Origin of the sequence: Clostridium cylindrosporum DSM 605 (genome assembly GCF_001047375.1) — a bacterium.
Taxonomy (GTDB): Bacteria; Bacillota; Clostridia; order Clostridiales; family Caloramatoraceae; genus Clostridium_AB; species Clostridium_AB cylindrosporum.
Genome location: NZ_LFVU01000024.1, coordinates 184,180 through 209,890 on the forward strand (window position 1 = coordinate 184,180; position 25,711 = coordinate 209,890).

Sequence of the window (25,711 nt, forward strand, 5' to 3'; positions counted from 1 at the left end):
ATATATAACCCTAAAAGTTAGCCTCCTAGGGTTATATCCTGAGTATTGTACCATTCAATAGCCCTCCTTACATGTTCCTCAGTAAAGTCAGGCCAATATTCATCTAAAACAAAAAAGTCAGCGTAAATAGATTGAACAGGTAAAAATCCACTTAGCCTTCTCCTTCCACCCCACCTAATAATAAGGTCAAGTCTCGATACATCACTAGATTGAATAGCACCATGAATGTTATTCTTATTAACTGCTTCTTTTCCCGCAATATTAGTTAAGTCCCAGTACCAACCATAATTAACGAGTATATTAGCTCTTATCTCTCCCTCTTTCCCCTTATGTCTTTTAGTGTAATCCATAAGCTCCTTAGGAAATAAAGGAGTAGATGTATTGCCAACTACTAAAACATGTGCACCTTCTTCTACAAGCATACGTGTAGCCTCAACACATGCCTTAATAAAAGCCTCTTTCTGGGAAGCAGGTCTTCTTGTATTATCCGTTGTAAAGCCATAAAAGGTAACCTCTTTAACACCTGCATCTCTACAGCTCCTATATGCTCTTATTCCTGGGTCTAATCCATGTTCATATCCTTTATCCTTTGTATATCCTTGATTAGTAGCCCATCGTCTATTGCCATCTGGAATGATCCCTATATGTGAAGGTATTCTCATATTTATCACCTCTTTAAATGTGATTATAGCCAATACCTATACACTCTATTCTTATTTATAGTAAGATTTTTAGTTAAACTTAAAGAAACTACAGTAGTGTAGCTATCTGCACCACTGTAGTAATATTTAAATGCATAAATTCAATTAGTGTACTTCTACATTATGAATTGAATATTCTATTCTGTCATAATGTTCTCCATCAAGAACAAAAGTAGTTTTACTTCCTTCCTTTTTAACATCAACAGGTTTATAATTCTCAGTTGCATATTTAGTAGCATCACTTAAAATGTTTGCTGCAATACTTTTATCATAACTAGCGCCTATAAATTCTTCTACTACTTCAGGTTTATTATTTGATAATACCTTTAATTCAGATACTACAAATATTTCTCCTTTTCCTCTCTTAGCAAGTTCTTCATAAAATTTCACTCTGTTATTTGACATAAAATCTACCAGTCCTTTCTGTTATATCTTGAGCTATAATCATGATTTAAATCTTATTTTGATATAAATTAATTAATTTCTCATTTAAGACAATATTATTATTCCCCTCTACTCACAATTTATCTATATATACATTAATTAATCCCTTGAATTTAGCACATTTTTTAGAATCTTATCCCTTATATTTAAATCTTGTTTTATCAATAGTTAATGCTATTATATTAATAAACAAAACATAACATTATAAAAGAAAAGGAGACATCAAATGCAAAAACTTTTAAGTAAGCTTAGGCAAGCTATAAATGATTATGCACTTATACAGTCAGGAGATAAAATTGCAGTTGGACTGTCAGGTGGAAAAGATAGTCTAACTCTTCTTAGACTTTTGAGAGAATATAAAAACTTTTCACCTGAAAAATTTGATTTAATAGCTATAACATTAAATCCTGGCTCAGGGGCAGATTTTTCCCCTTTACATGATTTTTGTAAAAGTATTGATGTAGAGTTCCATGAAATACCTACAGATATAAAGGAGATAGTTTTTGATATTAGAAAAGAAAAAAATCCATGTTCACTATGTGCAAAACTTAGACGTGGAGCATTAAATGATTATGCTAAAAAATTTAACTGTAATAAAATTGCACTTGGTCACCATAAGGATGATGCCATAGAGACACTTCTACTTTCTATGTTTTATGAAGGTAGAGTTAGCTGTTTTTCACCGAAAACAAGGCTAGAAAAGGCAGATATCACCCTTATTCGCCCTATGATCTATCTTGAGGAATATCAAACAAGAAAGTTCTGTAGAGATAACTCCCTACCTATAATTGAAAATCCATGCCCTGCTAATGGACATACTAAAAGAGAAGATATAAAAAATACTATAAAGATGCTTGGAAAAGACATTCCATCAATTAAAAAGAATCTATTTGGCTCACTAACAAACTCAGATCAGCTTTTTATATGGGATAAGGAAAAGATAAAGAAACACTAATTATAATGTTTTTCAATGACTTCTTCTTCGTAAATCAACCTTTTGTAACTTATTAACTTCTTTTAAAATATAATTTAAATATAGATGAATTTTAGTAAGTTTATGGAGTGAAAAATGGAAGTGTTAAAAGCTTTAAGAGAAAGAAGAAGTATTAGATTATATCTAAACACACCTATAGAGGATGATAAACTAAGAAGGGTGCTAGAAGCAGCTAGGATTTCGCCAAGTGCAAAGAATAGACAGGAATGGAAGTTTGTTGTTGTTAAGGATGAAAAAACAAGACAAAGACTTTTACCTGTGGTTAGAGAGCGTAAATTTGTTGTAGATGCACCTGTAATAATAGTTGCATGTGCTACGGAATCATCATTTATAATGCCCTGTGGCCAACCTGCATATACTACTGACTTATCTATTGCTATGTCATATATGATTTTAGAGGCCTCAGAACTTGGACTTGGTACTTGCTGGATTGGGGGTTTTTACGAGGATCAGATTAAAGATATTCTTGGAATACCCGAAAATGTCAGAGTAGTAGCAATGACACCTCTTGGTTATCCAGCTGAAAAGCCAAATACAAGGCCGAGAAAGATGTTAGAAGAAATTGTTTGCTATGATAGATACAAATAAATAGAGAATAATTATTAATCCTCATTACAAGTAGTGGCGTCTTCATCTAAAACCATAAGAACCTCTTCTTGAACTTCTCGTATCTTTAGATGAAGGCACTACTATCTTATAAACACAATACTTACATCACAGGTAACTTAACCATAAAAGCACCGTTAATCAAAGCTTTACTTTCTAGTATCCCAAACAATGTCTGCCCTATGTGATTTCATCATTTGAACACTACTTCTTGTAAATTTATATATTTCCTCTAAAAACTCAGTCCTATTAAAACTTCCCTTTTCCATATCATAAAGTTTTTTCTCAAGCCTTCCTGTATAATCAGTATCCATTAAAGCTTTTATAGGGAATATTTCAATTAACCTTTGACCTTTTTCAGTTATTAGAAGAGACTTACCCTTTTGTGTTATATAGTTTGCTGTTTTAAGCTTATTAATAGTTTCTGCTCTTGTTGCAGCTGTACCTATAGAATATCCATATAATATATTCTCATCTCTTTCCTCTTCGTCACTTGTGGATGTAGACTTACCACAGGTCTCCATAGCTTTAAGAAGGGTTTTTTCCGTATGATGCGCTGGTGGTTTTGTCTTCTTACATTCAACCTTTAAGGACTTTACCTCAACTACCTCATTAAGCTTAAGGTCAGGCAGCAATTCATCCTTCTTGTCCTCTTTATATAACTTAAGCCAACCCTTTACCTTAAGAATCTTTCCCTTTGACCTAAATAATCTCTCATAGTTATCCCCTTGAATTGAGGTTATAACCTCTGCAATTTCAAATTCTGCTGGAGGCATAAATTGAGATATAAATCTATTTTTAATAGCTTCATATACTATTTTCTCATCTTCACTTAAGGACTTTGGAATTATATATGTAGGAATGATTGCACTGTGACTTTCAACCTTAGCATTATTAAAAACCTTCTTAGTATCCTGGAAAACTATTTCATCTTTAAATTCAAATGATGCCTTTAAAGTATCTAGAACCTTACTTGCCTTATCCTTTAAACTCTCCTCAAGAGCAGTACTTTCAGTTCTAGGATATGTTATATACTTTTTCTCATATAGACTTTGGGCAGTCTTTAGAACCTTATCAGCAGTAAATCCCTTAGCTTTACTTGTTACATACCCTTGAAGGTTACTTAGATTAAAAAGACTTGGAGGAAATTCTTTTTTATTTTCAATAGTTTTTTCTTTAACTATAGCTTCTTTTCCTTTAATTTCGTTTTTTAGCTTCTCCACACTTTCCTTACTTTTAAACTTATCCTTATCTCCATGGAAGAACCTTCCCGTATACTCTCCATCTTCTCCTACAAAGGTTCCTATTAAAGCATAGTATTCCTCTACCTTAAAGTTTTTAATTTGCATTTCTCTATCATATATCATCTTAAGAGTCGGCATAATAACTCTTCCTATATTAAGAAGATTCCCCTTACCTCTTGCATATTTCATAGTTGCAACGGAGGTGAAGTTAATACCTATAACCCAATCAGCTAACTGACGGCTTATTCCTGCATCTTGAAGAGGTTTCATTTCTTCATTTGTCTTAAGATTCTCAAGACCCTTCATTATCTCCTTTGGAGTCCACTCATTTATTAGTATTCTCTTAATAGGCTTTTTTATCTTAAGATACGTGAAAATAAGGTAAGCTATAAGCTCTCCTTCTCTGTCATAGTCAGTTGCGGTTATAATCTCTACAACATCTTCTCTATTAACTAATGACTTTATAATATTAAGCTGTTTTTTTGCCCCACTATCCTCTATATTTCTATTTTTAGAGCTAGGCTTCACCTTATACTTAAACTCATCTGGTATATATGGAAAGTTATTAAAATCCCATCTAGCAAGCTCTTCATTATAATCTTTACAATCACAAAGAGTTAGAAGGTGACCAAATGCCCATGTGACGATATAGCCATTACCTTCATAATATCCATCCTTCTTACCCTTGCATCCTAGTGCCTCTACAATATTACGTGCTACAGAGGGTTTCTCTGCAAGTATTAATTTGTTCATATAATCACCCTAAATGTTTAAATTTTATTTAACTATTATATCATAAGTATCGTGTTGTTTGATGTATGTGTGCTGTAAGTAGTGCTCTCGTCGTTTTAGCCAAGGACAACACATATTGCACCACACTACTCCCCATCAGCGCTTATCCATAAAAATAGCTGCTGACAAATCTCCTCCGTCAACAGCTACAATAATCAATATTAAGGTTTATATTATTTTGATAAATATTCTTCTAGTGCCTTAGATAATTGATCTGGACAAGATGTTCCTCTTCCTCCGCAATCAATTCCCTTAAGTCTTGATATTGCATCTTCTACCTTCATTCCTCTAATAAGAGATGATATACCCTGTAGGTTTCCACTGCATCCTCTTTCAAATTCTACCTTTTCTATAATTCCATCCTTTACATCAAAGTTAATTTTTGATGAGCATACTCCTTTTGTGTTATAACTGTTCATAATAAGTCCTCCTAGTCTGTATTTATATTATAGTTATATATATTTATTTTAAATTACATTATACTAAGCTTCAATGTTTTCTACATTAAAGTAAAGCATAAATAAAAAAAGCTATAGGAAAACCTATAGCTTTTTATATACAAAATTAATTATCTTCTGTTTTGTTGAGCCTTCTTAGCTCTTCTGCAATCGATACATCTTGTCGGTTCGTTATCGAATCCTTTTTCTCTGTAGAATTCTTGTTCACCTTCAGTGAATACGAAATCATTACCACAATCTCTGCATACTAGTGTCTTATCTGCCATTATATATTCCTCCATTTCAAAAGATTCAACTTGACTAAAAATTCTCTAAAATGGAGAAATTCCCGATCCAAAGTAAATCTTTATTTTCATTCTTGTATCATAATAACACATTCAATTTTATTTTGCAAGTATATATATTGATGTTTATATATTAATTATAAAAATTTCAAAGCCTATAGAATTATGCCTTAAAATTATCATTAATTATGCCTTAACTAAGGATAATATAAATCTTATACTATCTTTACCATACTCAAAGCTTATTATAGCTTTATTAAGTTCTGCTAGTTGCCTACAAACAAAAAGTCCAAGACCTAGTCTCCCTACCCCTTCACTTTTATCATTGTATTTTATGAATGGTTCAAATAGCCTGTCCCTAATGCTTTTAGGTATTTGTCTACACTTATTAAATATCTCAAACTTTACCCTATCTTCCTCTTCATATAGCTTTAGGTAAACTCTTTTATCCCTAGAATATCTAACTGCATTATCTACAAGATGAACAACTATTGCCCTTATTTCACTTTTTATTCCTAGGGTATACTCCTCATCAAGCTCCATTTTTAAATCTATATTATTACTTTTTATCTTCTTACCAAATTCTTCAACAACTTCTTCAATAATATCCTTTAAACTAAACCTTTTATAATCAATCCTTAGATTTTCATCCTTTGGCTTAAGCATATTGCTCACCTACTCCTTTAAGTTTATTTAAACCTTGAATCATATCTAATTTAACTTCTATGATATTTTAATCTTAATAATATATCCTATGACTATAGAGTAAAATATGGTAGTAAAATATAGGTAAATATATATTTATACTTGTAAAATTACTTAACAAAGGAGGCTGTCCTAAAAGTATTATATCAAATACCATAACGGATAGCCTCCTACTGAATATATAAATCAAAACAAGTTTAATCTTATTTAAACTGTTTTCTACTTTTTAGTAAATACTACTTTTAGAAGTAGTGGAGTCACTATTGTAGTTACTATAACAACAACTAAAAGAGTTGGATACATTTCAGGAGTTATTATTCCTTTACTAATCCCTATAGTAGCAGTTATTATTGCAACTTCACCACGTGATATCATACCTACTCCTATTTGTAGGGATTCATCCCTTTCAAGTCCATACATTCTAGCTGATAGACCACATCCTATAACTTTACCTAAAATAGCAACAATTGATATTGCAATGATTGGCATAATTACATCTACACCAAGCATTTTACGATCGATTGCAAGTCCAATACTACTAAAGAAAATAGGTGACATTAAGTAAATAGAAACATTTGAGAACTTCTCTTCAAATCTGTGATTGTACTTAGTTAGTGCAATTACAAGTCCTGCAACATAAGCTCCTGTAATCGCTGCGATTCCAAGATAATGTTCAACAAATATTGAAAATAATATAGTAATCCCTGCTACTACAAGTATAAGTGTCTCTGTTTTCTTATCCTTGTCTCCCTTTTCCATAAGCTTTTCTATAACTTTAGGTAAGAACTTAAGTGCTAGTGCTGAAATAATTACAAATGCAAGTATTTTACCTACTATAGTTAAAACACCAACAACTCCAGATACATCTCCTGTACCAGGTGCAATTATCATAATAGCTACTGAAAGAATAATAATTCCAAGAATATCATCTATGATTGCGGCCCCTATAATATTAATACCTGCCCTTGTATTAAGCTTCCCAAGCTCATTAAGGGTTTGGACTGATATTGCAACGCTTGTTGCAGTTAGTATAACACCAACAAATATACTTTCTGTCATATTTCCAGTAAACATATAGGTTACCCCAGCACCTAAAACTAATGGAACTATAATACCACCTACAGCAATAATAAACGAAGAAAGTCCTGCGGTTTTAAACTTCTCAATATCAGTTTCAAGACCTGCCATAAACATTAAAAATATTACCCCTACTTGAGCCATAACTTTGATTGGCTCACTTGCTTCAACTACATTAAATAGTGTTGGTCCAACAACTATACCTGAAAGTAGAAAACCAAGTACCTTAGGCATTTTAAGCTTTTGACTTATTACACCTAGAATTTCACCAACAACTAGGATAATTCCTATTTGTAGTATAACCCCTGTTATCCCATGCATGTTAATACCTCCCATATACCTTACTTAAAAAAGGGTAGAGCAATCTCGTTCTAAATTGCTCTCCCTCTTTTAGTTTTGCATAAGTAAATTTAATTAAAATTATAACTGAGTATTAATACATATACAATGACTAATATCCAAGATTCATAAATACGATAACATTAATTCAATAAAATATAATAATTAAATTGGTTATTATAATAGTTTACTTCCTTATATGTTTACTAATAATTATACATAGAAGAGTGATAACAGAAAGAGTGAATCCAAGATATATACTATATGGTATATATCTCATCTCAATGTTATAGCTACCTTTATCTAGGTTAAATGCTACGAATCCTTCATTTACAACAATTGGCTTTATAGCCTTGCCATTACTCTTTATCTTCCATGATGAATCATATATAACAGGAAAAACTACAATTCCCCTTTGGCTTAATTCAAAACTTGCCTTAAGACTATTTTTTCCTCTTTGCAAACTTTGCTTCTTTATTGAATTCATATTTTTAGTAGATGATTCAATATAATTCTTATCTATTTTAACTAGTTTAGGATTGTTACCTAGGTTAAAATCTAACTTTAATTTATCACCCGATTTAAGATACCCTATATAGATTTCACTTTTCCTTTTGCTATAATCTATATACTTTGAGAAATGGGACCTATCTCCTAGCTTAACATCATTTATAGTCATAGAAATATTAAATGGTGTGTACTCATTAGGTGGTGATGTATTTAGCTTCAAGTAATATTCTCCATCATCCTTAATCTCTATCTCTTTGTTATTAAGTGGATAACTATGTAGGTTTTTAAGAACCTTTAAAGTATTACTAACATCCATAATTAAATCCTCTTCATTAAATACTTTCATATTCTGAGGTGAATACTCTATACTCGCACTATTATATAGTACCGCATCCTTTTCTATCATAGATGCTGGTAAGGTACTTCCTACTTTATCAAAGAATTTTATCTCTTGATTTGGTACTGAGAATATATAATAGTTCTTATACTTTTCTACAAGTTTACTTCCTATATATGGACAATAATTATATGGTGATATAAAGTACTTCTCCCCTGTAAACCTAGTTATGATGTTCCGTCCACCTAATCTATTTATAACCTTCATATAAGCAGTATCAGTAAATACCTCTCCTGCTTCTCTATATCCCCACTTCATAAGAGAGTGAAATCCTTCTACACCCTCTACACCTTGAGATAAATATGTGTTATATACTCCACCACTATCATTTATTTCAATTCTGCCTTTTTTCCCATATTTCTCACCGGCATATTTAACTATTGATTTTATATCCTTAGCATAATCATTTGATTTGAAGTCTCTATTTTGATTTATATAAAACCCATAGGAAAACACTTCAAATGCCATTAATATAGCTAGCAGTGATAATACTATGTTTTCTAAATTTACTTTCTTAAGTATTTTAAAGCTTCTATCTGATAGACTAAATATAACAATAAGACTTAAGTATACTAAAATAAAACCAATATTTATAATAGCTACTTCCCTGCTCATAGATAAAAACTCAGGTCTTACTAGTAGCATCACTATGTATGATATAGAAAGTATAGATATGCTGATTATTAACTTTACACTTCCCCTTACTAATGACTTAAGTCCATTACAAATAATAATCCCTATATATATGTTAAGTAGAATATTATACCTATAATTACCACCACATGCTTCATAGCCTAGATTAAATATATAATTAACACTATCACTAAACACAGCAAGTAGTAATAGTCCTATCGGTATAAGATATAAGCACTCTCTTTTCACCTTATTGAATATGATAAATACCGGTACACATAGCATTCCAATAAGTGTTATATAGGTACTACTTAAAGAGTATTCAGCCCCTATGTGGTTACCTAGAAAAACTTCTAAAAGTCTAGAAATACTATTAGTAAAGTCTTGATGAGCACTTACATCCTTAGATGAGGTTAACATATATCCTATAGCTGGAATAAGCACAAACCCAGCAAGTAATCCTGAGACAGTAGAATAGCCTATCATACTACTAACAAACTTTACTAGCCCTCTTTTTCCCTCTAGCACCATGTATCTTATAATCCCATACAGAGCAATATGAATCACTAACAAAGCTGCTAAATAATAGTTAGTTATTATTAAGAAAAACAATGATATAATATATAGCTTTTTTCCTTTTCCCCTTAGAACCTTCTCTATCCCTAGAAGAACAAGTGGAAGAAAAGCAAATGTATCTAACCACATTACATGAATAGAGCCATACATGATTATGTTATAGCTTGAAAGATATATAATAGCACCTATCCATTTATATTTTTCTGTGCAAACTTTTTTGAAATAAAGAGATGCAAAATATACTATAAAGGTAATTTTTATAGTCATAAAAATAGGGAGTAGGTCAACCATATCTGTCTTCCTAAATAACAAAAGTAATAGGTTAAATGGACTAAGCAGATAGTATATTATAAATGCATATGATGAGTCACCAAGCCCCATATTCCAATTATATATAAGATCTCCTATATTAAACTGATTCTTAAAGTACTCAAGAAAGGGAAGCCCTTGAGCATAAAGGTCATTATATAGCACCTGTCCATTTATAAGATAAATAACATAGAAACTAAGACATGCTATAGTAAAGCTTATAACTATATCCCTTAAAAACTTCTTCATCCTCTACTCTTCCTTTTCTGACTCTAAATTACTTTCTTTAATAAAGTAAAGAGGTCTTTTCTTACTTTCCATGTATACCCTAGACAAATACTCTCCAATTATCCCAAGTGCTATTAGCTGAACTCCACCTAGAAATGTAACTATACATATTGTTGAAGCATAGCCTGGCATATCTATACCGGTTATTAAAGTCTTACAAAATGTAAATGCAAAGTATATAAAACTTAACACTGCAAACATAATTCCTATAAATGAGGATACCTTAAGTGGAGTTGTTGAAAATGATACTACTCCTTCAATAGCATACTTAAACAAACTCCAAAAGGACCATTTACTATCTCCTACTTCCCTATCAAAGCTTTCATACTCTATCCACTTAGTATCGTAGCCTACCCACTCAAATATCCCCTTTGTAAACCTATGATACTCTTTAAGTGAAAGCACAGAATCAACCATTTGCCTAGTCATCATTCTATAATCAGTTGCTCCAACCTCGATGTTAACATCTGATATTTTATTAATTATCCTATAGAACTTCTTCGAAAAATACCCTCTAAACTTTGATTCTCCATTTCTTTTAACTCTCTTAGCAGCTACGGAATCATAGCCATCTTCAATATGTTTTATCATGGTGGTAAGAAGTTTTGGTGGGTGCTGAAGATCCACATCCATAACTACTACATAATCACCTTTAGAAGAGGTTAAACCTGCAAGCATTGCTGCTTCTTTGCCAAAATTTCTAGAAAATGATATATACCTTACACTTTTATCCATAAGTGAAAGATGCTTTAATAAGTTTAAGGTAGCATCACTACTACCATCATTAACAAATATATACTCAAATACATAATTATTTATAGAACTAGTTATTTCACTGCACTTAGCATAAAAAGTATCAATTACCTTCTCTTCATTATAGCAAGGAACTACTATACTTATAGTTTTCATTTCCCATTCCCCAATCTATATTAATCTAAGTCCTTTTCAAAGCCTTCTTTACTAAAATAAAATTAACAGGAACACAAATAGCATAAACGAAAAATGGCGCTATCTCACGTCCTATTCCCATGGAAATATATATGTTGAGAAGCCCAATTTGAAGTAGATAATTAAATCCATGGGCACACAAAAACTTAAAACCTCCAGACTTCGTAGGCGTTGTGTTAAATGTAAAGTAATTTGATACTATAAAGTTAAACACAAAGCTAATTCCATAGCCTATCGTATATGCTATATTATTTCCTATGTATAATCCTAAAACAAGGTATATTCCATAGTGGATTAAAGTGGCTCCCCCTCCAACTATAACAAACCTTATAAATTGTTTTATCGAAGTTGATTTAATATATAAAACCCCCTTATATTGCTTTCAATCTTCTTATAACTCAACCCTATAACTTCTATAATAGCTTATAGTTTCATATGAAAGTTTCTTATATACCCTCTCTCCAGCTTCAGATGCTTGAAGAATTACCCTTTTAGCACCAAGGTCAAATCCTATATTAGTAGATTCCTGAGCTATAAAGCTTCCAAGACCGTGGCCTCTATACCCATCTACAACTCCAACATAATATATTCCTGCTGTATCCCCTGAAAGAATGGTAGTTGCTATTCCTACAGGTTTATTCGTAGCATCTTCATAAACTATTAATGCTTTAGCATTATCATTTGAAACCATTGGAAGATTGAAAATAGCCTTAGAAGCTTCCTCTGTCTTCCCAAAAGCATTCTCAACAACCTTAGCCATATCTGCTATTTCCTTTTCTCTTTCAACAATCTTCATAGTAAATCCCTTAGGATTATCTACTCCAACTATTCTTTCATTACATATCATACAAGTAGACCCTGGAACTCTAGCAGGCTTTAAACCCTTTGCCTTTAGAAGATCCTCTAATCTTTCATTGTCATGGGTTCTAACCCATACTGCATAACTTCTATTAAGATTTTTAAAGAACTTATCTACCTTATCTAAAAACTCTTCTGATTTAGAATCCTCTAGACATATACCACCATTAAGATGTCCATCTAAACAATCTATCCCAATTGTATGTATTAAATATCCATCCCCCTCGTATAGGATTCCTTCCTCAATGTGATTCACTCTATTTTTAATTGCAGCTACTAAATTATCATCTGCACGCTTTAAATTCATTTCTAACTCTTTCATATTCATACCCTCCTAAAGGAATATTTTACTACAATTTCATAACTTATTATAGATTTTCTATTTGTATAAATTAAAACCACCCTTTAACATAATAATACACATATTCAATATACTTACAATTAGGTATTATTAAGTTTATCAAACTATTTACATAATACAACTTATACTACTGTATTTGTGAATTAACAATTAACTATCTATTAATCCAGTATTAACTTTTATCATTATATACATAAATACCTAGAAAGCTAAAATATAAATTAATATAACCATTACCCAATAAAGGTTTGTACCTTATAAATCTTTATAACAATGGAGGTGTTAATATGAAAATCGAAACTCGAAGTATCGAATGGGTACCTCATAATGAAAGACATGGTCATCCTAAAAGTCTTTTCTCAGTATGGTTTGGAGCTAATATGCACATAACAACACTTGTTTCAGGTGCACTATGTGTAACCATTGGTTTAAACTTGTTTTGGTCTATTGTAGCGGTTATTCTAGGTGCTTTAATAGGTGCTATTTTTACAGCATCCCACTCCGCACAAGGCCCTACTCTTGGAGTTCCACAAATGATTCAAAGCCGTGCACAGTTTGGTGTAATTGGTGCAGTAATTCCCTTAGCAGTTGTTGTTTTTATGTATTTAGGATTCTTGGCAAGTAGTGGACTACTTGGTGCTCAAACTATAGTAGCTACCTTTGATATTCATCTTACTCCAGCAATAGTAGTCATGAGTATATGTACATTTATCATTGCCCTTTTCGGTCATGACTTAATTCACAAGATGCAAAAGTTTTTCACAATTTTCTTTCTTGCAACATATATAATACTCACATTTCTTGTTTTCCAAGTTGATATTCCAGCAGGTGCATTTAACGCGAATAATTTCAATCTAGCTAACTTTATATTAGGAGTTGCTATTGTTGCAACATGGCAGATTTCATACGCACCTTATGTTGCTGATTATTCTAGATATCTTCCTGAGGATACTTCAGCTCCTGCAACATTTTGGTACAGCTATATAGGTCTTGTACTAGCTAGTATATGGATGATGCTTCTAGGTGTTTTCCTAACAACAGCTATTCCTGGATTCCTAGATAATACTGGACCTAACCTTGCAAAGCTATATGGTCCATTTGCAATTATAATGCTATTTAGCATTATCTTTGGTCAATTCTCTATTAATGTATTCAACCTATATGGAGCATTTATGTCTACAGTTACTACAATAGAGCCATTTGCTAAAATGAAAGTAACCCCAAAAGTACGTGGTGGATTTATGTTTGTACTAATGGCAATTGCAACTGGAATTCAAATATGGGGACAAGGTCAATTCCTTGAACTATTTGGTAACTTTATTTCATTTATCTGCTACCTACTAATTCCATGGACTGCTATTAATCTAGTAGACTACTACATGGTTAGACATGGAAAATATTCAGTAAAGGACTTCTTCGATATTAATGGTATATACGGAAAGGTTAACTGGAGTGCAGCTTTAGCTTATATTGCAGCTATACTATTCCAAATACCATTTATGAACTTAAGTTTCTATGTAGGACCAGCAGCACAAGCCCTTGGTGGTGCAGACCTTGCTTGGATACTAGGACTTGTTGTTCCAGCAGTTATATACTACTATCCAATGAAGAAGGTTGCTAGAAGAGAACTTGAAAGAGGATCTAATTTAAATTTATAGGTAAGTAATATCATCACCTGTTGACTAGGATTATCCTTAGTTGATAGGTGCTTTGTTTGTTACTTTGCTTAGATACTTTACTTATAGTAAGATGCCTTTGAATAATATCCACTCTGGTAAAATATGTTATAATATTGCTATATTTATCTTTTAGAAATAATTTGGAGGTATTCAATGGAAGATGAAAAAATTGATGAAAAGAAAACTAATTAAGGTTAAAGACAAAAATTCATTTTGGCATTAGCTTTTAATAATAAGGAGTATTTTATGATAAATAATAAAAAATTAATTTATACACTATCTGTAGTTATTTTTATTCTTTTCTCATTAATTATTTATCTTACAATATTTATACAGCCTAACATTACCTTTACTACTCAAGTTAATACAGTTAGCAATGAGGATTATAAGAGAATAATCAACAATAATCAGATAGAATCACCTAATAAGAGAATTGAGCAATTTAAACATATAAATGTAGAAATAAAAGTTAAAACGCCTTTTAACTTAATAAGCAATGTAAAAATAGATAGAGATATACTTGAGGCACACTTAAAAAACAATTCTAAAATACAAATACTTAGCGGTGGTTCCTTCGAACACAGTAATGGTAAGGAATACGGTGAAAACATTGAAATATATTTAAATGATATTGGTGATAATGAATTACTAAATGCTATTAGAGATTTGAAATATAAAGTAAAGTGGAAAAATATATGGCGAAAGCCTGATAAAAAGATTTTTTACTTTAAAGATTACCTACAATAAATTTCAATATATAAAAATCTCCTCTGTATTGTTACCAGAGGAGATAAAATTTATCTACATCTTCATGTTTTCCATGCTGTTTATTATTGAAGGATTAACCATACCAAAGATCATTGCAATATGTGCAACAACTAAAAATCCGCCTACAAGAATAAAGTGAATCTTCATTTTTTCTTTGCTAGTTCTGTTTTTAAATATTATACCAAGTTCTAGTAATGCAAGTGGCAATAGGAATACAACTCCACTTAAATAAAAACCTACTGCAACTACATCTACCCAAGTATGCCATCCCGAAGTTAAAGTAAGTGGGATTACAGCGTTCTTAAATAAATATATAAAAATACCTGTAAAATAAAGACCAACGAATATACTGCAAATCTTGTTTAATGTCCTTATACCCCCATTTTCTATTCTATTGAATATAATAAAAAATTCTGTGATGGTTATTGTTTCAGCCATCACAACAGGAATAACCATAAATATGATTAGATTCCAAGGTTGATTCTCTGCCAAAAGAGACATATAATGTGTCATTTCCATAATAAAATTCCCCCTTAGTTATTATGTATATTGAAATTATAATAATTTTCTATGAAGATATTATGAAGGAGGATGTATTTTTTGTTTCTTAGAATCTCGCCTACTAATTAAATTTTTACTTTCATCGATAAAAAGACTAGGTACTCATGTACAATTCTAAATTGATTATATTTAAGGAGGAACCTATATGCCAAATATACTTTAAGTCGCAGGTCCAAATTCAAAATATAAATTACCTGATGCAGAACCTGCTGGTTTCCTAGCTGGGTTGTGGCATGGATTGATAGCTCCAATTACATTTATAGTTAGTGTATTTAGTCCTAATGTAAGTATATATGAAACAAATAACAATGGCCTTTCATATGAATTTGGATTTATTATAGGGGTTTCATCATCACTAGGTAAGGGTAGTTCAATAGCTCATGATTCAGTTAATATAGCTCCCTAAAAATAAGCATAAAACTTGTATAATAATTAACTTCAATTATTGTACAAAAGTAGTTAGATGTTTTACAACCTAACTACTTTTTTTGCGTGTAACAATAGGAAAGAATAAAATATTAATTCCTAGGAGGTTACAATATGCACTTAAATGCTGAATTATTCGCACTTATAAACGGTCTAGACCATAAATTTATGTTTCTAGATGAAATAATGATTTTCTTCTCTAAGTATGTCCCAATTATTTTTATGGCTGTACTTGCTTTAGTTTATATGTATGGAGTATATAAAAAAAATGAAACTATAAGATATATTGCAGTTCATACATTTATGATTACACTGATAAATTTAATCATAAGCTTCTTCATTGGTCTCATTTACTACATTCCAAGACCATTTGTTAGGGGAAAAGTTAATTTATTAATGCCCCATGTAATTGATGCATCATTCCCAAGTGATCATGCAGTAGGCACAATGAGTATTGCTTTAGGACTAAATATGTTAAACGAAGTATTTGGAGAAGTATTAATCCCGATATCCTGTTTAGTCGGATTTTCAAGGGTTTATGTTGGACATCATTTCCCATCTGACGTAATAGGTGGATATATCTTGGTTTTTGTTGTTAATTATTTATATAAAGGTTTCTTAAAAGGTAAAGTTGAAAATATATATTTAAATATAGAATCATTTTTATTCGGAAAATTAGATGCTCTAATTTAAGATAATGGTTCTGCAGGATGTGAGGAATTAATAGTCCTACAAAGCTTAACTTAAAAAGGCTTATGACAATTGAAATTACACTTGTCATAAGCCTTTCATTTACAGCTTAAAATTCTCTATAAAACTTATTATCTCTGCTTCATTGATGGGATTTTCACTTAAAAGACACGAAACTACAGAAGCATACTCAGGTGCTTTCTTATCTTTATACCATAATAATTTATAATTAAAAAAGTCTAAGCATATGCTTTCAACATCAAGTCCTAGAGATTCCATGGTAAAGCGCATTTGTGTAGGTTTCTTACATGAACCTTGATTACTCTTAAGGGCACATGGCTTACAAAGCCTACAACTTCCACCTGCAAGCATTATTCCATTGCAGCGATCTTCTAGTGCTCTCATAATTTTATTAGTCCTTGATTTTAATATAGAGTTAGATACCTTTATCTTCATATACTCTTGCTTAGTGTAATCAAATTGACTTAAATTGCAGGAAAGCAAAAGTACCATAGCATATTTAAACTTTTTAGAATATGACATAAAAGAAGGGCTATAGGGAGGACATGACCATTTGCTCCCGTAGTTAGGGCACCCTTCCATGCAAAGCTGTGAAAACTTATCCTTCTTCTCATACTTAGATAACTCATTTATCTCAATTGTAGCTACTTTAGCTGATATTATTATCTCTGCTTTAGGAGTCTTAGTTCTAAAAGTTGTACTAATCATTTTACATCACCCTTATCTTAGAGATTATAATCTCACTGTATATTAGGAACTTTTGTAATTATATATAGGCTTTATTATACTAATAATCTCTACAGTGTCTTTAATATTTTTCACTATCTCCTCCATAGACTTATATGCCATAGGAGCCTCATCTATAGTTGCTATACTAACTGTACTACTATATATGCCCTTCATTGAATATAAGAATTCATCTATAGATATATTCTTACGACTTTCAGTTCTACTCATAAGCCTACCTGCTCCATGTGGTGCGGAATAGTTCCACTCACTACTTCCAAGACCCTTACATATAAGACTTCCATCCCTCATATTAATAGGAATAAGTAACCTCTCCCCTTTTCTTGCTGATACTGCACCTTTTCTTAGTATCATACTTTCTGTATCTATATAATTATGAATAGTGTTAAATTCATCTACCACTTCTAGGTTAAGTCCTTTTAATATACTATTCACCATAGCACGTCTATTTAGATTCGCATATTCTTGAACTATTTTCATATCGTGAATATAATCATGAAAATCCTCTCCATCTAGATATGCAAGTGAAGATAGGTTAACATCTCCTCCATGGGTCTTTATTGCTTTTCTTTGATAATACTGTGCAACTTCGCATCCTAGGTGCCTACTTCCTGAATGAATACACAGGTATATATTATTACTATCATCTCGATTTAGTTCTATAAAGTGGTTTCCTCCACCAAGTGTTCCAAGACTTAGCTCTGCCCTTTTCAGATTCACTATACCTCTACACTTTAATGCCTTAAGATTTATATCACTTAGATAACTATGAGAGGTCTTTCTAATATTATGACCACTTGGAACGCTACGTTTTATAATGTTATCAAGCTTATCGAGACTTATATTAGTTGAGGATAACTTTGCTGTTATAACTCCACATCCTATGTCTACACCTACAAGATTTGGCACTATCTTATCCTTAATTGTTATAGTGGTCCCTATAGTGCATCCCTTTCCTGCGTGAACATCAGGCATAACTGCTACTCTTTGTCCCTCCATGAAAACTTCATCACAAAGCTCTCTAATTTGGATCTTAGCACTTTCATCTATATTATCAGTGTACACTCTAGCATTAGCATACTTCCCCTTAATTTCTATCAAGATAACAACTCCCTATAATAACTTAATAATTCAAACTGAATTTTTTATAAAAATATAATATGCTTATATTTTATTATTTTGCTAAAAATTTAAATATTATTCTTTAGCTTACTTCGAATAATCTTATAATCCTTCATATGTACTTCAACGTAATCCTAGAAACTCTTACTGTGATTAGGATGAACTAAATGAGCCATCTCATGTAAAACTACATAATCAATGCATTCCCTATCTCGCCTTATTAGCTCTAGATTAAGATTAATCTTTCTAAGACGTACATTGCAACTTCCCCATCTAGTTTTCATAGGACGAATAGTTATAGAGGATACTCTTAAGTTAAGGGTCTTTTCCCACTTTTCTATATATTCATTAAATACTATTTTTGCTTCACTTAAGTACCAATTGTTTAAAACTTCTCTTTTTTCACAAAAATCATCCACATTATCCACATAAATTTCTATATTTGATGAAGATAATACTACCTTTTCCACAGAAGACTTCCCTACTTTAAGAGTATATGATTTTCCTAAATAGTATAAAATGTCTCCACTAACTAACTTTATTCCATTTATGCTCTCTTCACTAGTTTTAGACCTTCTCACCTTTTCTAATGACTTTTGTATCCATTTTTCCTTTTTCTGAACAAACTTTAATGCCTCACTTTCAGACAAACCAAAAGGAACAGTTAAATTCACTGTTCCATCTTGCTTTACTCTAAGTGTTAAGTTTTTTACTTTCTTGTATGTTATATTAACCTTGTAATTCATAAACTCTCCAATTAATTAACTCTTATATAATTTTCTATGCCTTCAACACTTTCATTCGATAAATCCACACCACCAGTTGAAATATTCATCTTATATTCAGGTCCAGCAGCTGATGAATATTTTCCTTGGTATAATCCTTTATCCATGTTTAACTTCATATTTTTAAGGCTTAGGAATTCTTCCTTATTTGTTGCTGTAGAGGCATAGCTACATTCAATTTTACCTGATAAATTATATTTATCAAATGGCATTTGAATATTAGCCCATCCACCTGTTGCAATGTTTACATTTTTACCTAATGGTATAAAGCTGTTAACTTCTATATCTCCTGTTGAAACTACACTAAACTTTTCTGGTAGTTTGCTTATATTATAGTTTGAAAGTTCTCCACCAGAGTTTATCTTAATACCTCCAGCTTTTATACTTACATCACTTGCATTTATAAACTCTCTAAAATCTAAGTTAATATCATTCCATTGATCAATGTTTATCTTCTTAAGAGAATTAAAGTATGGAAGCTTTACTTTAAGAATTGGGGAAGTAATATTGACATAATCCTTTAACACCTTATTATCTACTACGATAAACTCAGACTCTCTATCACTAGACAGACTATTAACATCTATATTTACCCCTTTAGGTAGTTCAATTATCAATTTACTATTCATTTTTCTATCTATTGTATATATATTTGTAGCAATTGATGCAATTCCTTCACTTATATTAAATCTATCCATAAATCTATTTTTAAGTTTTGGCTTAAGTGAAAGGGTCTTATTTGCTTTATCATAATTCTGATTTAGTTTAATATCTTTTGTAAATCCTTCGTAGGTTTTTACATGTATTAGATTATCTTTACTGCTCCTAAGTTCAACTAAAAAGCCATGGTTAAATGAGTAATCAAAATCTAACTTTAAATTATCTACATCCTCACTAAAGGTCTGAACATCCTTTTCCTTAGCTGATATATTATCTATATTATACTCTACTTGCTTTATAAGTTTTGGAATACCTATGAATCCAGATGGGATAGCCCCTATAATTCCTATCACTATTAATATAGCGGATAGTATTAACGCTTTTTTAGTTTTACTCATAAATATTCCCCTCCTTTTCCTTACCTTCTAATATATCTTCATTTACTTCACTGTCTGATTCATCCTTTTTCTTCTTAACTCTTATATACATGAATCTTGTTTTAACCCATGAAATATATGATAGGATTATATACTTTAAGAATCTTGCGATATGAATGAATATTGTCCAACAAATAATCAATGCTCCAATTGCTATAAGTGATAGAAAGAACACAAATGCACCCATAGTCCCTTCTGCAGGCATTATAGTAAATGAGAAAACAAGCCCAAATATAGAACCTACACTGGAGAATATAAGTCCTATAAATCCTGTAAACATACTACCTAGTATACTAAGTGCAAAGGGAAGCATTGCAACTGTAAAAACTAATATAAACCCTATTACTATCCAAGTAGGGAATTTTCCGTTTATTATGTCACTTGAATTAAGAAAGTTCCTACACTTATCAAATCCTTCGTATGCTAGATTCTTAGCTTTTCTATACATTGATTTATAATCTGTCTTAGATGAGAAACTTTCCTTATCTCCTTTATTCTCACCTTTTATCTCCATTATAAGTTCCGTAGCTATTGCCTTAGGTGAACCAAGAGAAGTTATAACCTCCTCTTCACTTTTTCCCTCTAGCTTTCCATTTAGAAAAAACTCTTCATAGTCCCTTAGTATGTCATTTATCTCATATTCAGTAAAATGCCCTTTAAGATAATCCTTCAGGATTTCTAGAAAATCTTTTTTATTCATTAACTATCACCCTTTCTATACATTTTTAAGATAGAATTAACGTCAAGTACAAATTGATCCCATTCCTCTATCATTATCCTCAGTTTCTCTTTTCCCTGATTTGTTATCCTGTAATATTTTCTATCTGGGCCCTCATCTGATTTCACCATATATGTTTCAAAGTTCCCTTCTGTTGTAAGCCTTCTAAGAACAGGATATATAGTACTTTCCTTAACTATCATAACTCTTGATATGGTTTCCATTATTTCATAGCCATACATATCCCTATCATTAACAAGGGTTAAAACACAAATTTCGAATACTCCCTTTCTAAGCTGTGTACTCATAACTTCTCCCCTCCCCTACTAGTATGTATTGCGATATAGCAACTTAATAAAAATCCTGAAAATAACTTTTTACGTGTTATTTCAAGTTAAATAATATTCGCCTACTATGCAAAGCGAAATAGTAATTAAAATAAAAAGTAAACTCCTAGTCTACTATGTATTACGTTATAGTCATGTAAAGTTTAAGGGTACTACGCAGTACATAGTACCCTTAAATCTATAGTATCATACTATTTCGTAATACACAATAGCATAATACCATAAATTATTTTTTCTTTCTCTTTAATATTGCAGCAGACCCAATTACTGTGAATGCAGCAATATATGTTACCCCAGCTAGACCGTTAAACTTACTTTTATTATCTGCGACTTTATCTAAAGAATCTTTACTTATTTTGTTATTCTTTTGTATTTCCTCATTTGGCTTTAGTTTTTTATCGGTTACGACGTAGTCTCCACCTCTATTTATGTTAAACTTAGTGTATCCATCTTCATCTACCTTTTCACTTTCCTTAAAGTCTAATATATCTGTTCCAGCATTTCTATAATATATATATACAGTTTCCCCTGAAAATTCTTCTCCAACCTTAACATTAAAATCCATCTTAACAGGGAAGTTATCTTTATTATCAAATCTAATTTGCATTATATCCTGACCATTTGCGGCACTTGATAATCCAACTTCATTAAATGTTTTTGCTCCAAGATTCGTTGTTTCTGATGTGTTAATAATATTATCTACATTTTCACCATGAATAGTCCATGTATACCAACCATAATCAAATTCAAGACTTGCAGTTTCCTGAAACATTGAATTCAATACATACCTTGGCATTCTTTTTTCACTACCCATGTTAAAGTAAATCCTCTCCCCTGGAGTTGACCTTCTTGCTCTTAGGGCAACATCTACCCAAGGGTCAATTACTTCTAACTTACTTACAGATCTATTAGTAGTGTTTGTCCCTTTATCTTTAGTAACCACTGCTTCTAATTCTCTGCCTTTATTTTCACTTAAAGTAGTACTTGAAGTAGTATTCTTTAAAGGTTTATTTACATCTGATATGTTAGTTCCTTTATTATTACTACTTGTTACAGTAAGCTCTCTATTACTTTCTAACTCTTTATTTTTATAATTAAATTTATTTACTTTATCTTTGTTTTTTTGTTTTTTCTTATTTTCTTTATGTCTTATTTGTTTTTCCTTAATAGCTTTTTTATGATTTAACTTATTATACTCTTCATTTCCTTCTATCTCTTCACTTTTATATGAATATAGTTTATTCTCCTTTAATTCAAAACCTTTTTCTTTATCGTCAATTTTATTTTTTCCATTAAAACTTTCTTTTGTTTTATGTTTATTATTTTCCTTTTTCTTTGCTTGTACTGGCATAATTATATTAGAAATTAAAGTGCTTAATCCTAAAAATACTACCATCACTAAAATAAATCTCCGGCTAATAAAACCTTTCATGAATACCCTACCCCTTCTTTTGTACTTTTATTATCACATAGGTTTTACATATAACATACAGTATTATACATGTTTTTCTAGAAATATGCTTATAATTCGACATAATGTGAAAATATTACCACAAATAATTAAATTAAAAACTCCCTAATGCGATATACTCACATTAGGGCTAAAAATATTACTATCTTCCCTGATGAACCCTAGTTATCTTCTCCCAACTAAGCTTATTCTTTTTATATCCAATAAATGCACTTAGCCTATATAATGAACAAAGTTGCCTAAATCCAAAACACTCTAAAAAACTAATACCTATAAGAACTAGTCCCATCTTCAATGAAATTGTATTTCTAAATAAGTAACTTTCAAATGTTATAGATGCTACAGAAACTATAAAACTATACAGAATAAATATCCCTAAATATAGTACCATAAAGTCAAAGTTTAAAAGCCCTATGTAATATGAAAGTGGTATTATAACTATCCCCAAAAGTTCAATTATAGGAGCTAAAAGCTCGAAAAACACATAATAAATATATGCAACAAGTCCTACTGCTCCGTATCTTGGATTAATAAATACATATTTATGCTCCCATAGACTTTGAGTAAGTCCCATATGCCAACGCCTACGCTGCTTCTTTAAATCCGATAATTTCTCTGGAACCTGAGTCCAACAAACAGCATCAGGTACATATCCTATATTATAATCAATTCGATTCTTAATACAATAGGTATGAAGTTTTATTACCATTTCCATGTCTTCCCCTACTGTATCCGATTCATATCCCCCAGCTCCTATAGCAGATTGTTTCTTAAAAAGCCCTATGGCACCTGATATTATAAGATTTGAATTCATCTTATTAAATGAAACCCTAGTAGATAAAAACGATCTATAGTACTCTACTATTTGAAATAATACTATAAGTTTTGTCTTAGGTTTCCTACCTATTATTTTACCATTTTCTATTACATATGAGTTGGATATCTTGACATTACCTCCAACTGCTACAGTCTTATCATCCTCCATAAAAGGTTCAACCATTTTGCTAAGGGTATCCTCCTGTAGAACAGAATCTGCATCAAGTGATAGAAATAGAGGATATCTACTAACATTAATACCCATATTAAGAGAGTCAGCTTTCCCTCCATTTTCTTTATTTATTAGAGTTATTGTAACTTGTCCTATAGCTTTTTCAAATATCTCTTCACAATCCTTTGAATTTACAAGCTTTCTAATAGGCCTATATACCCTTTTTAGACCATACTTCTCTATAACCTTACTACTTGTTCCATCAGTTGACCCATCATTAATAATTACTATTTCATACTCTGGATAATCTAGATGAAGAAGTGAATCTATACTTTCTATAATAGTTACTTCCTCATTATAAGCAGGAACTATTATAGATATAGGCATATAGTTAAGCTTATTTGATAATGTCATGTTATTCATAAACTTTCTTCTCTTAAAGAACTTTTCAAGATCTACTATAGAGAAGAATATAGAGAAGAAAAATATAATAGCATATAGGAACATATAAATCATAAAGAATACATTTAATAAATATATAATATCCTCCATTATACTTTTACCTCCCCTCTCTCGTCTATGATTATTGATTCATATGAGAGTAAATTTATATTTTCTTCATGACTCTTGTAGGCTATATATTCATCATAGTCAATGAAATTCTTAGTAAACATAGCATAAAACATTATATCCTTAGCAAACTTGTCATCTCCAGATATAATATCCTGAACTAATTTATAATCTCTTCCCTTTGATATTAATGTCATAGCTGTATTGTATCTAACATAGTAGTTATTATCAGATACAAGTCTTCTTAACTTATCCTCAGCCTTAGTTACGTCATACTTAAGCATTGCCTTAGATGCCACTACTCTAACTTCCCAATTTGGATTATCTAGCATGGATATAATTAAAGGCTCAGAGTCTATATCCTTTACAACCTCAAAGTACTTAATTATTCTCATAATTACTTCCTTAAGTGTATTTTTATCCTTTAGTTTCTCTATTAAAAGTGGGCTACACTTTCTATAGCCTGTATTTGAAAAATGGCTAATAACTATATTAATCATCTGTGGAGTAAAGTTTTTCATCTCCTCCATTAACCTTAGGTTAAGTTCCTCTATGTCTCCTTCAAATGAATCTATAGAATCAATTACTATTTTTTCATTAAAGTATAGCCCTCTTAAAGATATTATCCTAAGTGCATCAACAAACCCATTTAAGTCTCCAATTTTTGATAGGGCCTTTAGTGCATTTACTCTAATATATATAGATTCTGTATTTAGATTTTCTAAAAGAATTTTATTAATTATTTTATCATTAATTCTAAATTCACCAATTAGGTATATATAGTAGGCAAATTTCATAATAGACTTCCTATCTACCTTTGAAAATATCCTTACTATTTTGTCTTGAAAGTTTAATATATATTTCTTAGCAAATAATATATTTTCATTATTAGCATATTCCATATACTTTTTACTAAAAACCTTAAAATAAATAGGAGTATCTAAGGCATCACTTACTAAGTTTAATTCTATATCACTTAATTCTATCCCATTCCTAGTCTTCTCTAAATGCTCTAATACAAACTTACCAAACCCCGTTTCAATTTCCTTTAGCTTTTTATTTTCTAACTTTTCCTTTATCCTAGCTATTCCTACATATATCATTATGCAAATAACAACATAGGAAAAAACACCTAAAGATATTATAATAAAGCTAGTTCCACCCATAATAATTACCTACCCTCTATAATCATCCTTT

The 25,711-nt window shown here is 31.0% G+C and carries 27 protein-coding genes; 6 read left to right on the forward strand and 21 right to left on the reverse strand.

All coding sequences use genetic code 11. The features are described 5' to 3' along the window. Positions 1-17: 17 nt before the first annotated feature. Both uppS and CLCY_RS06375 read right to left on the reverse strand, forming a co-directional pair. Positions 18-662, reverse strand: a complete 645-nt coding sequence (gene uppS / locus CLCY_RS06370; RefSeq protein ID WP_048570286.1) for a polyprenyl diphosphate synthase — start codon at positions 660-662, stop codon at positions 18-20. A 144-nt stretch (positions 663-806) separates the two neighbouring features. Then, positions 807-1,106 carry a hypothetical protein gene (locus CLCY_RS06375; RefSeq protein ID WP_048570287.1) on the reverse strand — a complete coding sequence of 100 codons (300 nt, stop codon included), beginning with the start codon at positions 1,104-1,106 and terminating at the stop codon, positions 807-809. Positions 1,107-1,371: 265 nt separating this feature from the next. On the opposite strand from CLCY_RS06375, the gene CLCY_RS06380 reads away from it, so the two are divergent. Both CLCY_RS06380 and CLCY_RS06385 read left to right on the forward strand, forming a co-directional pair. Further along, positions 1,372-2,100, forward strand: coding sequence for a tRNA 2-thiocytidine biosynthesis TtcA family protein (locus CLCY_RS06380; protein ID WP_048570288.1), 729 nt, complete (start codon positions 1,372-1,374; stop codon positions 2,098-2,100). 114 nt (positions 2,101-2,214) lie between these two features. Continuing rightward, positions 2,215-2,727, forward strand: a complete 513-nt coding sequence (locus CLCY_RS06385) for a nitroreductase family protein (protein ID WP_048570289.1) — start codon at positions 2,215-2,217, stop codon at positions 2,725-2,727. A 167-nt stretch (positions 2,728-2,894) separates the two neighbouring features. Here CLCY_RS06385 and CLCY_RS06390 read toward each other — a convergent pair whose 3' ends face one another. The 9 genes from CLCY_RS06390 to CLCY_RS06430 all read right to left on the reverse strand — a co-directional run bounded on the left by CLCY_RS06390 (position 2,895) and on the right by CLCY_RS06430 (position 12,485). After that, the gene (locus CLCY_RS06390) at positions 2,895-4,742 is read right to left on the reverse strand and encodes a type IA DNA topoisomerase (RefSeq protein ID WP_048570290.1); all 1,848 of its coding nucleotides are present in this window, start codon (positions 4,740-4,742) and stop codon (positions 2,895-2,897) included. Between the two features lie 212 nt (positions 4,743-4,954). Continuing rightward, a complete protein-coding gene (locus tag CLCY_RS06395; protein ID WP_048570291.1) occupies positions 4,955-5,200 on the reverse strand; it encodes a TIGR03905 family TSCPD domain-containing protein in 246 nt (81 codons plus the stop codon). Between the two features lie 149 nt (positions 5,201-5,349). Beyond that, positions 5,350-5,505, reverse strand: coding sequence for a zinc-ribbon domain-containing protein (locus CLCY_RS06400; protein WP_048570292.1), 156 nt, complete (start codon positions 5,503-5,505; stop codon positions 5,350-5,352). Between the two features lie 204 nt (positions 5,506-5,709). Then, positions 5,710-6,189, reverse strand: a complete 480-nt coding sequence (locus CLCY_RS06405) for a sensor histidine kinase (RefSeq protein WP_048570293.1) — start codon at positions 6,187-6,189, stop codon at positions 5,710-5,712. 258 nt (positions 6,190-6,447) lie between these two features. Next, the gene (locus CLCY_RS06410) at positions 6,448-7,626 is read right to left on the reverse strand and encodes a cation:proton antiporter (RefSeq protein WP_048570294.1); all 1,179 of its coding nucleotides are present in this window, start codon (positions 7,624-7,626) and stop codon (positions 6,448-6,450) included. Positions 7,627-7,831: 205 nt separating this feature from the next. Then, positions 7,832-10,318: a YfhO family protein gene (locus CLCY_RS06415; protein ID WP_048570295.1), complete on the reverse strand. Its 2,487-nt coding sequence runs from the start codon at positions 10,316-10,318 to the stop codon at positions 7,832-7,834. A gap of 3 nt (positions 10,319-10,321) precedes the next feature. Beyond that, positions 10,322-11,266, reverse strand: a complete 945-nt coding sequence (locus tag CLCY_RS06420) for a glycosyltransferase family 2 protein (RefSeq protein WP_048570296.1) — start codon at positions 11,264-11,266, stop codon at positions 10,322-10,324. 25 nt (positions 11,267-11,291) lie between these two features. Next, positions 11,292-11,663 carry a GtrA family protein gene (locus CLCY_RS06425; RefSeq protein WP_048570297.1) on the reverse strand — a complete coding sequence of 124 codons (372 nt, stop codon included), beginning with the start codon at positions 11,661-11,663 and terminating at the stop codon, positions 11,292-11,294. Positions 11,664-11,696: 33 nt separating this feature from the next. Then, positions 11,697-12,485, reverse strand: a complete 789-nt coding sequence (locus CLCY_RS06430; protein ID WP_048570298.1) for a GNAT family N-acetyltransferase — start codon at positions 12,483-12,485, stop codon at positions 11,697-11,699. A 326-nt stretch (positions 12,486-12,811) separates the two neighbouring features. Between CLCY_RS06430 and CLCY_RS06435 the strand changes: the two genes are divergently transcribed. Beyond that, positions 12,812-14,182, forward strand: a complete 1,371-nt coding sequence (locus CLCY_RS06435; RefSeq protein WP_048570299.1) for a purine-cytosine permease family protein — start codon at positions 12,812-12,814, stop codon at positions 14,180-14,182. A gap of 267 nt (positions 14,183-14,449) precedes the next feature. Beyond that, positions 14,450-14,950: a hypothetical protein gene (locus CLCY_RS06440; protein ID WP_048570300.1), complete on the forward strand. Its 501-nt coding sequence runs from the start codon at positions 14,450-14,452 to the stop codon at positions 14,948-14,950. A gap of 54 nt (positions 14,951-15,004) precedes the next feature. Here the strand turns inward: CLCY_RS06440 and CLCY_RS06445 are convergent, their stop codons facing one another. Beyond that, positions 15,005-15,490, reverse strand: coding sequence for a DUF6803 family protein (locus tag CLCY_RS06445; RefSeq protein ID WP_048570301.1), 486 nt, complete (start codon positions 15,488-15,490; stop codon positions 15,005-15,007). A 280-nt stretch (positions 15,491-15,770) separates the two neighbouring features. Between CLCY_RS06445 and CLCY_RS13760 the strand changes: the two genes are divergently transcribed. Both CLCY_RS13760 and CLCY_RS06455 read left to right on the forward strand, forming a co-directional pair. Beyond that, entirely contained in the window at positions 15,771-15,938 is a 168-nt protein-coding gene (locus CLCY_RS13760) for a hypothetical protein (protein WP_161797112.1), read from the forward strand. Positions 15,939-16,072: 134 nt separating this feature from the next. Next, positions 16,073-16,651, forward strand: a complete 579-nt coding sequence (locus CLCY_RS06455; RefSeq protein WP_048570302.1) for a phosphatase PAP2 family protein — start codon at positions 16,073-16,075, stop codon at positions 16,649-16,651. Positions 16,652-16,750: 99 nt separating this feature from the next. Here CLCY_RS06455 and CLCY_RS06460 read toward each other — a convergent pair whose 3' ends face one another. From CLCY_RS06460 to CLCY_RS06500, 9 genes are all read right to left on the reverse strand, one after another. Continuing rightward, positions 16,751-17,377 carry a DUF2284 domain-containing protein gene (locus CLCY_RS06460; RefSeq protein WP_048570303.1) on the reverse strand — a complete coding sequence of 209 codons (627 nt, stop codon included), beginning with the start codon at positions 17,375-17,377 and terminating at the stop codon, positions 16,751-16,753. Between the two features lie 42 nt (positions 17,378-17,419). Next, positions 17,420-18,517 (reverse strand): RNA-splicing ligase RtcB, encoded by a 1,098-nt coding sequence (locus CLCY_RS06465; protein WP_048570304.1) that lies wholly within the window; start codon positions 18,515-18,517, stop codon positions 17,420-17,422. Positions 18,518-18,672: 155 nt separating this feature from the next. Then, positions 18,673-19,284, reverse strand: a complete 612-nt coding sequence (locus tag CLCY_RS06470) for a M48 family metallopeptidase (RefSeq protein WP_048570390.1) — start codon at positions 19,282-19,284, stop codon at positions 18,673-18,675. An 11-nt stretch (positions 19,285-19,295) separates the two neighbouring features. Further along, positions 19,296-20,381 carry a hypothetical protein gene (locus CLCY_RS06475; RefSeq protein WP_048570305.1) on the reverse strand — a complete coding sequence of 362 codons (1,086 nt, stop codon included), beginning with the start codon at positions 20,379-20,381 and terminating at the stop codon, positions 19,296-19,298. Beyond that, entirely contained in the window at positions 20,374-21,120 is a 747-nt protein-coding gene (locus CLCY_RS06480; RefSeq protein ID WP_048570306.1) for a DUF1700 domain-containing protein, read from the reverse strand. The genes CLCY_RS06475 and CLCY_RS06480 overlap by 8 nt, the downstream gene beginning before the upstream one ends. After that, the gene (locus CLCY_RS06485) at positions 21,120-21,446 is read right to left on the reverse strand and encodes a PadR family transcriptional regulator (protein ID WP_048570307.1); all 327 of its coding nucleotides are present in this window, start codon (positions 21,444-21,446) and stop codon (positions 21,120-21,122) included. Before CLCY_RS06485 ends, CLCY_RS06480 begins: the two co-directional genes overlap by 1 nt. 265 nt (positions 21,447-21,711) lie before the next feature. Then, entirely contained in the window at positions 21,712-22,917 is a 1,206-nt protein-coding gene (locus tag CLCY_RS06490; protein WP_152668118.1) for a hypothetical protein, read from the reverse strand. A gap of 181 nt (positions 22,918-23,098) precedes the next feature. Further along, the gene (locus CLCY_RS06495; protein WP_242844946.1) at positions 23,099-24,496 is read right to left on the reverse strand and encodes a glycosyltransferase family 2 protein; all 1,398 of its coding nucleotides are present in this window, start codon (positions 24,494-24,496) and stop codon (positions 23,099-23,101) included. After that, positions 24,496-25,680, reverse strand: coding sequence for a HEAT repeat domain-containing protein (locus CLCY_RS06500; RefSeq protein ID WP_048570310.1), 1,185 nt, complete (start codon positions 25,678-25,680; stop codon positions 24,496-24,498). Before CLCY_RS06500 ends, CLCY_RS06495 begins: the two co-directional genes overlap by 1 nt. Positions 25,681-25,711 lie beyond the last annotated feature (31 nt).

Excerpts from the sequence above, each read along its gene's own strand:
- CLCY_RS06415 (WP_048570295.1), bottom strand. The coding sequence starts at position 10,318 with ATGAAGAAGTTTTTAAGGGATATAGTTATAAGCTTTACTATAGCATGT.
- CLCY_RS06480 (WP_048570306.1), bottom strand. The coding sequence starts at position 21,120 with ATGAATAAAAAAGATTTTCTAGAAATCCTGAAGGATTATCTTAAAGGG.
- CLCY_RS06380 (WP_048570288.1), top strand. The coding sequence starts at position 1,372 with ATGCAAAAACTTTTAAGTAAGCTTAGGCAAGCTATAAATGATTATGCA.
- CLCY_RS06435 (WP_048570299.1), top strand. The coding sequence starts at position 12,812 with ATGAAAATCGAAACTCGAAGTATCGAATGGGTACCTCATAATGAAAGA.
- CLCY_RS06500 (WP_048570310.1), bottom strand. The coding sequence starts at position 25,680 with ATGGGTGGAACTAGCTTTATTATAATATCTTTAGGTGTTTTTTCCTAT.
- CLCY_RS06490 (WP_152668118.1), bottom strand. The coding sequence starts at position 22,917 with ATGAAAGGTTTTATTAGCCGGAGATTTATTTTAGTGATGGTAGTATTT.
- CLCY_RS06445 (WP_048570301.1), bottom strand. The coding sequence starts at position 15,490 with ATGGAAATGACACATTATATGTCTCTTTTGGCAGAGAATCAACCTTGG.
- CLCY_RS06385 (WP_048570289.1), top strand. The coding sequence starts at position 2,215 with ATGGAAGTGTTAAAAGCTTTAAGAGAAAGAAGAAGTATTAGATTATAT.
- uppS (WP_048570286.1), bottom strand. The coding sequence starts at position 662 with ATGAGAATACCTTCACATATAGGGATCATTCCAGATGGCAATAGACGA.
- CLCY_RS06410 (WP_048570294.1), bottom strand. The coding sequence starts at position 7,626 with ATGCATGGGATAACAGGGGTTATACTACAAATAGGAATTATCCTAGTT.
- CLCY_RS06375 (WP_048570287.1), bottom strand. The coding sequence starts at position 1,106 with ATGTCAAATAACAGAGTGAAATTTTATGAAGAACTTGCTAAGAGAGGA.
- CLCY_RS06470 (WP_048570390.1), bottom strand. The coding sequence starts at position 19,284 with ATGAATTACAAGGTTAATATAACATACAAGAAAGTAAAAAACTTAACA.
- CLCY_RS06420 (WP_048570296.1), bottom strand. The coding sequence starts at position 11,266 with ATGAAAACTATAAGTATAGTAGTTCCTTGCTATAATGAAGAGAAGGTA.
- CLCY_RS06440 (WP_048570300.1), top strand. The coding sequence starts at position 14,450 with ATGATAAATAATAAAAAATTAATTTATACACTATCTGTAGTTATTTTT.
- CLCY_RS06495 (WP_242844946.1), bottom strand. The coding sequence starts at position 24,496 with ATGGAGGATATTATATATTTATTAAATGTATTCTTTATGATTTATATG.
- CLCY_RS06485 (WP_048570307.1), bottom strand. The coding sequence starts at position 21,446 with ATGAGTACACAGCTTAGAAAGGGAGTATTCGAAATTTGTGTTTTAACC.
- CLCY_RS06455 (WP_048570302.1), top strand. The coding sequence starts at position 16,073 with ATGCACTTAAATGCTGAATTATTCGCACTTATAAACGGTCTAGACCAT.
- CLCY_RS06460 (WP_048570303.1), bottom strand. The coding sequence starts at position 17,377 with ATGATTAGTACAACTTTTAGAACTAAGACTCCTAAAGCAGAGATAATA.
- CLCY_RS06430 (WP_048570298.1), bottom strand. The coding sequence starts at position 12,485 with ATGAAAGAGTTAGAAATGAATTTAAAGCGTGCAGATGATAATTTAGTA.
- CLCY_RS06405 (WP_048570293.1), bottom strand. The coding sequence starts at position 6,189 with ATGCTTAAGCCAAAGGATGAAAATCTAAGGATTGATTATAAAAGGTTT.
- CLCY_RS06395 (WP_048570291.1), bottom strand. The coding sequence starts at position 5,200 with ATGAACAGTTATAACACAAAAGGAGTATGCTCATCAAAAATTAACTTT.
- CLCY_RS06400 (WP_048570292.1), bottom strand. The coding sequence starts at position 5,505 with ATGGCAGATAAGACACTAGTATGCAGAGATTGTGGTAATGATTTCGTA.
- CLCY_RS06390 (WP_048570290.1), bottom strand. The coding sequence starts at position 4,742 with ATGAACAAATTAATACTTGCAGAGAAACCCTCTGTAGCACGTAATATT.
- CLCY_RS06475 (WP_048570305.1), bottom strand. The coding sequence starts at position 20,381 with ATGAGTAAAACTAAAAAAGCGTTAATACTATCCGCTATATTAATAGTG.